Genomic DNA, 9,149 nt, shown 5'->3' with positions numbered 1-9,149 from the left:
CCGAACCGAATTCCGGCATGCCGAAATCAATCCCGTTCAGGGGCCGTGCAGTAGTGGATCCCGCCGAGTGGCGTGAAATGCCGCCCGGAGCCATACGGCTTCGCGGCAGCTCGGAGTACATTACGGATCCCGCGTACCCGTGTCAACCCCCGCCCCAGCCCTGCGTGACAGCCGGGTCAGTCGAGGTCCCTGAGGCGTCCGCCGGCGTCCGGCTGGGCCGTTTCCACGCGGCGGAGCAGCCGGATCAGGAGCTCGCCGAGCTTGCCGCGGTCCTCGCCGGAGAGGTCTTGGAGGAGTTCCTCCTCGAAGACGGAGGCGAGCCGCATCGCGGCCAGCCACTTCTCCCGGCCGTCCTCTGTAATGCCGACGATGACGCGGACGCGGTTGTTGCCGTCACGCTCGCGGGTGACAAGGCCCTCCGCGACCATGCGGTCGATGCGGTGGGTCATGGCGGCCGGGGTCAGGCCCAGCCGCTTCGCCAGGTCGCCCGGGCCCAGACGGTAGGGGTGGCCGGCGAGGACGAGTGCCTTGAGGACCTCCCACTCCGCGTTGCTGATCCCCAGCTCGGCGGTTTGCCTGCCATAGGCGACGTTCATGCGTCGGTTGAGCCGGCTGAGGGCCGAGACGACCTTCTCCACCTGGGGATCAAGGTCCTGGAACTCGCGCTGGTAGGCGGCGATCTGCTCTTCGAGGCTCGGCTCGGCGGAGCCGGGGGTGTCGGCCATGGGCCGCAGTATGACACGGCCCCTTGCCGCTAAAGCCCTTTGATGTGTACTCTTTAGCTTCGAAGTTTACGTCTGAAGTCTTCAGGCCTGGACTGTTGCCCCTTGGGCCATCAGGACCGCCCGGTCCCCGGCCCAAGGGGCACAGTTCGGGCCCGTTTCACGTGATCAAGGAAAAGGAAGGTGAGTGTGACCACCGCGATGGGCGCGGCACTGCGCCGGATCCAGCTGGGCAACGCGCTGAGTGCGTTCGGCAACGGCTTCACGGTCCCGTTCCTGTTCATCTATGTGTCGCAGGTGCGGAACCTCGGTGCGAGTACGGCGGGTGTCGTGCTCGCGACGTTCGCCGTGGCCGCGTTGTTCGTGCTGCCCTTCGTCGGGCGGGTGATCGACCGACGGGGCCCCCTGCCCGTCGCCGTCGCGGGTACGGTGTCGGCCGCCGCCGGCTCCATGGGTCTCGGACTGGCCGACAGTGAGGTCCTCGTGGTCGCGGCCGCCGCCGCGCTCGGTGCCGGTATCGCGATCGTCCAGCCGTCGCTGGCCACGATGATCGTCTGGTGCTCGACGACGACCACCCGTTCGCGGGCGTTCGCCACGCAGTTCTTCCTCAACAACCTCGGCCTCGGCGTCGGTGGTCTGCTGGGCGGCCAGCTCGTGGACACCTCCGACCCGTCGAGCTTCGTCCGGCTGTTCGCCATCGAGGCCGTGATGTTCCTGGTGCTGGGCGCCACCATCGCCACCGTGCGGCTGCCGAAGGCGCCGCGGGTGGAGGACGCGATGCCGACGGACGGTGCCCCGCGGAACGGCTGGCGGGTGCTGCTCGCCGACCGGGCGATGGTGCAGCTGTGCGTGCTGGGCTTCGTGATGTTCTTCGCCTGCTACGGACAGTTCGAGTCGGGTCTGTCCGCGTTCGCCGTTGAGGTCACGCGGATCTCGCCGGCGACGCTCGGCATGGCCCTGGCGGCGAACACGATGGCGATCGTGCTGACGCAGTTCGTGGTGCTGCGGCTGGTCGAGCGGCGCCGGCGGAGCCGGGTCATCGCCCTGGTCGGCCTCATATGGGCGGTGGCCTGGGTGGCGGCCGGGGTCTCCGGTCTTGTGCCGGGGGCGCACGCGGTCGCGACCACGCTGCTGATCTCGACGTACGCCCTCTTCGGCATCGGTGAGTCGATGCTGGCGCCGACGATGGCCCCGCTCGTCGCGGACCTGGCCGCGCCGGGGCTCGTGGGCCAGTACAACTCCGCCTTCGCCCTGGTGAAGCAGCTGGCGCTGGCCGCCGGGCCGGCCGCCGGCGGACTGATGGCCGGTTCGGGGCTCTACGCGCCGTACATCGTGCTGCTGATCGCCTGCTCGCTGGGCATCTCCGCTCTCGCCCTGCGGCTGGGGCGGCGCCTCACTGCCGCGCAGGAGAGCCCGCTCCGGGCACACGAGCGGGCGCAGGAGCAGCGCGCGGCGGTCGTGAGCGTCGCCCCGCAGGACGAGCGGGCCTCGGTCGGGGCCTGAGCGTCGCCCCTGTTGGCCGTCGGGTGCGGCGGGCAGGGTGTGGAAAGGGCAGGGTGCGGCGGCATGTGCCGGTCGGTCCGGTCCGGCCGCTTCCCCTATCCGCCGCCGTATCCGTTCGAGGCCGGCTCGTCGTGCGTCGTCACGCGGGCCGGCCTCGGTGTGTTCTCCCCGGCTGTCGGGGGGACGGCCGGTTCCCCAGGAGTGCGCCCGGTTCGGAGCCGGTGCCGGCCGGGGTCCCCAGGCGGGGAGCCCGGCCGCGTCAGACGTGCGCGTGCTTCGTGGGCAGCGCGAATTCGCACCAGACGGCCTTGCCGCCGCCGGGGGTGCGGCGGGAGCCCCAGGACGAGGCGATGGTGGCGATGATCGAGATGCCGCGGCCGGCCTCGTCGGCGGGTTCCGCGCGGCGGCGGCGCGGAAGGTGGTCGTCCCCGTCGGTGACCTCGATGATCAGACGGCGGTCGGTGCGGCGCAGCCTCAGCTTCATCGGGGGCGTGCCGTGCTGGAGGGAGTTGGCGACGAGTTCGCTCGCGGCGAGGACGCCCAGGTCGCGCAGGTCCGGTGGGAAGCGCCAGCTGGCGAGGACGCCGGAGGCGAAGGCGCGGGCGCGGGGGGCGGCCTCGACGCCGCCGAGCAGTTCGAGCGCCGCGTTGTGGAAGAGCTCGGCGTCGTGGCCGGTGCGGGCGGGGTGCTGGAGGACGAGGACGGCGACGTCGTCGTCGTGTTCGTCCGTGATGCCGAGGGAGCGGATGAGGCGGTCGCACATGACCTGGGGGGTGCCGGTGGCGCCGGCGAAGGCGCGTTCGAGGGCGGCGACGCCGTCGTCGATGTCCTCGTCGCGGCGTTCGACCAGGCCGTCGGTATAGAGGACGGCGCTGCAGCCGGGGCCGAGGGGGACGCTGCCCGAGGTGTGCACCCAGCCGCCGGTGCCGAGGGGCGGGCCGGTGGGTTCGGCGGCGCGGTGGACGGTGCCCTCGGGGTCGCGGACGAGGATGGGCAGGTGTCCGGCGGACGCGTAGACCAGGCGGCCCTCGTTGGGGTCGTGGACGGCGTAGACGCAGGTGGCGATCTGAGTGGCGTCGATTTCGGAGGCCAGGCCGTCGAGGAGTTGCAGGACCTCGTGGGGCGGCAGGTCGAGCCGGGCGTAGGCCCGGACGGCGGTGCGGAGCTGGCCCATGACGGCCGCGGCGCGCACCCCGCGGCCCATGACGTCGCCGATGACCAGGGCGGTGCGGCCGGCGCCGAGGGTGATGACGTCGTACCAGTCGCCGCCGACGGCGGTGTCCTGGCCGCCGGGCTGGTAGGTGGCGGCGACGCGGAGGTCGTCGGGCTGTTCGAGCTCCTGGGGGAGCAGGCTGCGCTGGAGGGTGACGGCGGCCTCGCGCTGTCGGCGTTCGCTGGTGCGCAGCCGCTCGGCGGCCTCTACCTGGTCGGTGACGTCGGCGGCGAAGATCAGGACGCCCGGCTGGGTGGTGCCGGCCGGCTGGGGTCCGCCGTCGCCGGGGACGCCGACGCGGAGCGGGGTGCAGGTGAAGGTGTAGTAGCCGTGCCGGGGGCGGGTGGTGGTGCCGTCCGGGTCGGCGGGGGCGTGGGCGGCGGTGGTGACGCGGCGGGATTTGACCGTCCGGGGTTTGCCGCTGCGCAGTACCTGGTCCATGAGGGCGAGGAGGCCGAGCTCTTCCAGCTCGGTGAGGGCCTCGCGGGCGGGATGGCCGGGGGTGCGGGGGCCGAAGAGGGCGGCGTAGGCGTCGTTCACGTACGCGATGCGGTGGTCGGGCCCGTAGACGACGGCGACGAGGGCCGGGATCTGGCCGAGGACGTCGTGGACGGACAGCCCGTCGAGGGTGGCGACGGGGCCGTCGGGCGCGGGGGGCGCGCCGGAGCCGGCGCGGGCGGCCGGGACGGATCCCGTGGCGGGCGTCGCCGCGGCGGGCGCGGCCGGGGTGTTGCGGTCGGCGCGCGTCGCGGCCCGGCGCTGTGTGCCGGGGAGCCGGGCGCTCCAGCGGGTGAAGTTCACTGAGGATTACCTCGCGGAGTCGGTCCGGATCAGCTCGGCGACGCGTGGTGGCCGAGCCGCGCGCCCTGCGCGGGGGCGCGGTGGTCGGTGCGGGGGCCGGCCCCCGAGGGAATGCGACAAACGTCTGAATCCTTCGAATCCTCGCGATCGTTACTCTTCGGAAGTGCGAACCCACCCATGGTCACACGTCCAGTGTGGCCGACCGGACTGACATCCGTGAGACGTCGGAGCCGTCGGCGGGAGTTCCCCGCTCCGGCACCGGCGTGGCGCGTGCGTCACCCGGCCTCCGGATGGCGGCCGGTGCCCGCGGCGAGTTCGAATTCGGCCCGGGGGTTCTCCAGCGAGCCGAGCGAGACGATCTCCCGCTTGAAGAGCCCGGCGAGGGTCCACTCGGCGAGGACGCGGGCCTTGCGGTTGAAGGTGGGGATGCGGCTGAGGTGGTAGGCGCGGTGCAGGAACCAGGCGGGGTAGCCCTTGAACTTCTGCCCGTAGATGTGGGCGACGCCCTTGTGCAACCCGAGTGACGCGACGGAGCCGACGTACTTGTGCCGGTAGTCGGTGAGGGAGTGGCCGCGGAGGGAGCAGAGGACGTTGCCGGCGAGGACCTTCGCCTGGCGGACGGCGTGTTGCGCGTTGGGGGCGCATTCGACGCCCGGTTCGCGCGCCGTGAGGTCCGGTACCGCCGCGGCGTCGCCGGCGGCCCAGGCGTGGTCGACCCCTTCGACGCGCAGGTCGGGGCGGCACTTCAGCCGGCCGCGCTCGTTCAGCGGCAGGCCGGTGGCGGCGAGGAGCGGGTGCGGTTTGACGCCCGCGGTCCACACGAGCGTCCGGGCGGGGTGGCGGGAGCCGTCGCTGAGCACGACGACGCGGTTCTCGCAGGAGTCGAGGCGGGTGTCGAGCCGGACGTCGATGTTGCGGCCACGCAGCTCGCGGACGGCGTAACGGCCCATCTCCTCGCCGACCTCGGGGAGGATCCGGCCGGTGGCCTCGACGAGGAGGAAGCGCAGGTCGTCCTGGGCGATGTTGTGGTAGTAACGGGCGGCGTAGCGGGCCATGTCCTCCAGCTCGGCCAGGGCTTCCACGCCGGCGTATCCGCCGCCGACGAAGACGAAGGTGAGGGCGGCGTCGCGGACCTCCGGGTCGCGGGTGGAGGAGGCGATGTCCAGCTGCTCCAGAACGTGGTTCCGCAGGCCGATGGCCTCCTCGACGGTCTTGAAACCGATGCCGTGCTCGGCGAGCCCGGGGATCGGGAGGGTGCGGGAGATCGACCCCGGGACGATGATCAGCTCGTCGTAGTGGAGGGTGAGGGCGCCCGCGCCGGCCTCCTCGGTGGCGGCCGTCCGGACGGTGGCGCTCCGGGTCGCGTGGTCGAGGGCGGTCACCTCGCCGACGAGGAGCCGGCAGCCCTTGAGGACGCTGCGGAGCGGGACGACGACGTGCCGGGGCGAGATGGAGCCGGCCGCGGCCTCGGGGAGGAAGGGCTGGTAGGTCATGTAGGGGTCGGGGCTGACGACCAGGATCTCGGCCTCGCCCTTCCGCAGCTTGCGCTGGAGGTGCAGTGCGGCGTACATGCCGACGTAGCCGCCCCCGACGACCAGAATGCGCGCGGCTTCCTTCGTCGGCGCTTCCCTCGTCGTCGCTTCCTTCACCGCCGGTTCTTTGGCCAAGGCTGTCCCTTCGCGTCCTCGCGGTCACACGGCTCTCTTCCATGACGCACCGGGTCCGGGGGTTTGTCCACAGGGCCGGGCGAAACGTATGACCGGAGGCGTAGCCGGAAGGCGGATCTTCCGATTGCCCCGCCCGGGGCAAGGTATGCAGGTCAGCGCGGATCCGCCGGGGTGGTGAGGTGGTGCGGAATCAACCGTGGACCGGCGCGTACGCCTATTGGGGGCAGGCTGTGCGGAACTACCCTCTTCTTTCTTGACCTGGGCTCAACTATGTTCGTACTTCGTCGGGGTTCAGGCAGAGGCCTGCTCCGGCAGTCAGGGCGGGGAGTCTCCGGGGGGAGACGTCATAACCGGGGGAACGTATGCACATTCAGGGCTCTCATTGGTCTACCGCTGTCGCGCCCTCCGACGGGAACGGCGGCCGTAGTACGCCGCTGCGCGTGGACGCTCAGCGCAATCTGGAACATGTGCTGCGGGCGGCTCGCGAGGTCTTCGGCGAGCTGGGGTACGGAGCGCCGATGGAGGACGTGGCGCGCCGGGCCCGGGTCGGGGTGGGAACGGTCTACCGGCGGTTCCCGAGCAAGGACGTGCTGGTCAGGCGGATAGCCGAGGAAGAGACGGCACGGCTGACCGAGCAGGCGCGGACGGCGCTGGGCCAGGAGGAGGAGCCGTGGTCGGCGCTCTCCCGGTTCCTGCGCACCTCGGTCGCCTCGGGCGCCGGGCGGCTGCTGCCGCCGCAGGTGCTGCGGGTCGGCGTCGAGGGCGAGTCCGCTCCGGAGCAGGTGGCGCCGGTGGCGCCTTCGCAGGCCCGGGTGCCGCAGCAGCGGCAGCCGGGGGCGGCCGGGGGACAGCTCCACGAGCTGCGCCTCGTCGAGCAGCGGCCGGCAGGAGTGTCCGAGGGCCAGCGGGACGGCTCGGGCGCGGCGGCGCTGCTGGAGGTCGTCGGGCGCCTGGTGGACCGGGCCCGGGCGGCGGGCGAGCTGCGGGCGGACGTGACCGTGGCGGACGTGCTGCTGGTCATCGCCACGGCGGCTCCTTCGCTGCCGGACGCGGCGCAGCAGGCGGCGGCGTCCTCGCGGCTGCTGGACATCCTGCTGGAGGGGCTGCGCTCGCGGCCGGCGGCCTGAGGGGCGGGAGTTCGGCGCTGCTCTGAGGGCGGGGGCTCGGTGCTGCTCTCGGGGTGAGGGTCGGTGCTTCTCTCGCGGCGAGTGCTGGTGCTCGTCTGAGGGCGAGGCTGGTGCTCGTCTGAGGGTGCGGCTTGGTGCTCGTCTGAGAGTGAGGGCCCGGCCGGTGCTTGTCCGGGGACGCGGTTGACGCCCGCCTGTGGGTGATGCGGCGGGGTCGGTGGGGGTGGTGCACGGCGAGTCGTGCGTGCTCGTGTCGGCTCCGTTCGGCTTCGAGACGGTCGTGGTGTCCTATGCCGGGGCGCGTCCGAGTGCACCCGAAAGGAGGGCGGGGCTTCGGAAGGTTGTTCCCGTTCGAGTGACTCCGAGGGTGGCGGAAGCCGGGCCGGAGCGGAGATTTTCTGACGCTCCGGTGTGCGAACGCTCCTCGGACGAGTGGTTGCCGTTCGCGCGTCTGCCGACGCCGTATGCGTCTGTGCCACGCTGACCCCTGTTTTGTTCGGTGTCCGGCGTGCACGGGAGCTTCCGCTATGGGTCGTGACGGGCGGGAAGAGCCGTACGGGAACGAGGAGGCGGGCGCGGCGGCGTCGCACCGGACGCCGTCCGGGGTGCCGGAGCAGGGTGGTCCGCACGGCCGTGGCCGCGGGCGGCGCGGGGGCTCTCGGGCGAGCGTTCCCCAGCAGCGCGGTGGTGCGTGGGGTGGTGCGTTCGACGCGGCTATCGCGCATCCCACGGCCGGCAAACCTCTCTCCTGGCCGTCGACTCCAGCGGCGTTGCCCGGCCCCGCAGGGCCGGTCGATCCGGTCGATCCGGTGGATCCGGCGGGTCCTGTGGGTCCGGTCGATCCCGTCGATTCCGCCGGTCCAGGTGGTCCTGCCGATTCCGTCGATGCGGCCGGTGCGGCCGGTGTCGTTGGTGAACCTGAGGGTTCCGATGTGCCCGCGTCCCGCGTGCCCGAGGGAACCGAGGGAGGGGCAGCGCCCGCTAAGGCTTCCGGTTCCGCGGAGGGTGACGACGTCGAGAGCACCCTGGAACTTCCGGCCGTAGGCGACGGCGGCGGGCATGCTGACGGTGCCGTGGACGGCGCGTCGCTGTCGGACACGGAGCTGGTGGCCCGGCTGCGTGACGGGGAGGACGCCGGTGGGGAGGCGTACGCCCTGCTGTACCGGCGGCACGCCGCCGCGGTCCGCGGCTACGCCCGGAGTTGCTGTCGCGACGTCCACACCGCCGAGGACCTCACCAACGAGGTCTTCGCCGCCACGTTGCAGGCGGTGCGCCGGGGCGCGGGGCCCGACACGGCCGTACGCGCCTACCTGCTCACCACCGTGCGACGGGTGGCCGCCGCCTGGGCGCGGACCGCGCGCCGGGAGCAACTGGTCGAGGATTTCGCGGTCTTCGCCGTGTCCGCGGCGGGGGCCTCGGTGGCGCCGGAGGACGCGCCGGTCGACCCGGGCGCGGACGTACGCGCGATGCGGCAGGCCGAGACGTCCCTCGCCGTCCAGGCGTTCCGCAGCCTGCCCGAGCGGTGGCAGATGGTGCTCTGGCACACCACCGTCGAAGAGGAGTCGCCCAGTCAGGTCGCCCCGCTGCTGGGGCTGAGCCCGAACGCCGCCGCCGTTCTGGCGCACCGGGCGCGGGAGGGGCTGCGTCAGGCGTATCTGCAGGCGCATGTGAGCGCGTCGTTGACGTCCGCGGGGAGTTGCGCGCAGTACGCCGACCGGCTCGGGGCCTACGCGCGCGGCGGGCTGCGGACGCGGGCCGAGCGCGGGCTGCGCAAGCACCTGGCGGAGTGCGCCCGGTGCCGTACCGCGGCGCTGGAACTGGCGGACGTCAACGCGCGGCTGCGGGCGGTGCTGCCGGTGGCGGTCGTCGGGTGGTTCACCGCCGGCGCCTCGGTCAAGGCGGTCGCCGGTCTGGCGGCCGGCGCGGGAGCCGCCGCGGGCACCGGGGCGGCGGTGACCGGCGGGTCGGTGGCCGGTGGTGGAGCGGCGGGGGGTGGTGCTGCGGGGAGTGGAGCCGTGTCCGGAGCGGCCGGGGGCTCGGGGGCTGCCGGCGCCTCGGGGGCGGCCGGTTCCAGTGGGGCTGCCGGTTCCGGTGGAGGTGCCGCAGCGGGTGAGGG

The 9,149-nt window shown here is 73.0% G+C and carries 6 protein-coding genes; 3 read left to right on the top strand and 3 right to left on the bottom strand.

Annotation, left to right across the window (positions count from 1 at the left end):
• Positions 1-176: 176 nt before the first annotated feature.
• Positions 177-725: a MarR family winged helix-turn-helix transcriptional regulator gene (locus ACSNOK_RS26460; protein ID WP_436783285.1), complete on the bottom strand. Its 549-nt coding sequence runs from the start codon at positions 723-725 to the stop codon at positions 177-179.
• Positions 726-911: 186 nt separating this feature from the next.
• Here ACSNOK_RS26460 and ACSNOK_RS26455 point away from each other — a divergent pair, with 186 nt between their 5' ends.
• Complete coding sequence (locus ACSNOK_RS26455) at positions 912-2,225, top strand: MFS transporter (protein ID WP_436783286.1); 1,314 nt, start codon at positions 912-914, stop codon at positions 2,223-2,225.
• Between the two features lie 259 nt (positions 2,226-2,484).
• Here the strand turns inward: ACSNOK_RS26455 and ACSNOK_RS26450 are convergent, their stop codons facing one another.
• Both ACSNOK_RS26450 and ACSNOK_RS26445 read right to left on the bottom strand, forming a co-directional pair.
• Positions 2,485-4,239 carry an ATP-binding SpoIIE family protein phosphatase gene (locus ACSNOK_RS26450; RefSeq protein ID WP_436783284.1) on the bottom strand — a complete coding sequence of 585 codons (1,755 nt, stop codon included), beginning with the start codon at positions 4,237-4,239 and terminating at the stop codon, positions 2,485-2,487.
• Positions 4,240-4,514: 275 nt separating this feature from the next.
• Positions 4,515-5,906, bottom strand: coding sequence for an NAD(P)/FAD-dependent oxidoreductase (locus ACSNOK_RS26445; RefSeq protein ID WP_436783283.1), 1,392 nt, complete (start codon positions 5,904-5,906; stop codon positions 4,515-4,517).
• Positions 5,907-6,268: 362 nt separating this feature from the next.
• Between ACSNOK_RS26445 and ACSNOK_RS26440 the strand changes: the two genes are divergently transcribed.
• Both ACSNOK_RS26440 and ACSNOK_RS26435 read left to right on the top strand, forming a co-directional pair.
• Complete coding sequence (locus ACSNOK_RS26440; protein ID WP_436783282.1) at positions 6,269-7,033, top strand: TetR/AcrR family transcriptional regulator; 765 nt, start codon at positions 6,269-6,271, stop codon at positions 7,031-7,033.
• A 1,073-nt stretch (positions 7,034-8,106) separates the two neighbouring features.
• Positions 8,107-9,149: sigma-70 family RNA polymerase sigma factor (locus ACSNOK_RS26435; RefSeq protein WP_436783281.1), on the top strand; the 1,043-nt coding region annotated here is incomplete at its 3' end.

This window comes from Streptomyces sp. URMC 126 (assembly GCF_051386555.1).
Taxonomy (GTDB): Bacteria; Actinomycetota; Actinomycetes; order Streptomycetales; family Streptomycetaceae; genus Streptomyces.
The sequence above is the reverse complement of the archived record's forward strand: the minus strand, read 5'-3'. Positions and strand labels throughout refer to the sequence as shown.

Bases quoted from the DNA above. Each gene is read 5' to 3' on its own strand.
- ACSNOK_RS26440 (WP_436783282.1), top strand. From the start codon at position 6,269: ATGCACATTCAGGGCTCTCATTGGTCTACCGCTGTCGCGCCCTCCGAC.
- ACSNOK_RS26460 (WP_436783285.1), bottom strand. From the start codon at position 725: ATGGCCGACACCCCCGGCTCCGCCGAGCCGAGCCTCGAAGAGCAGATC.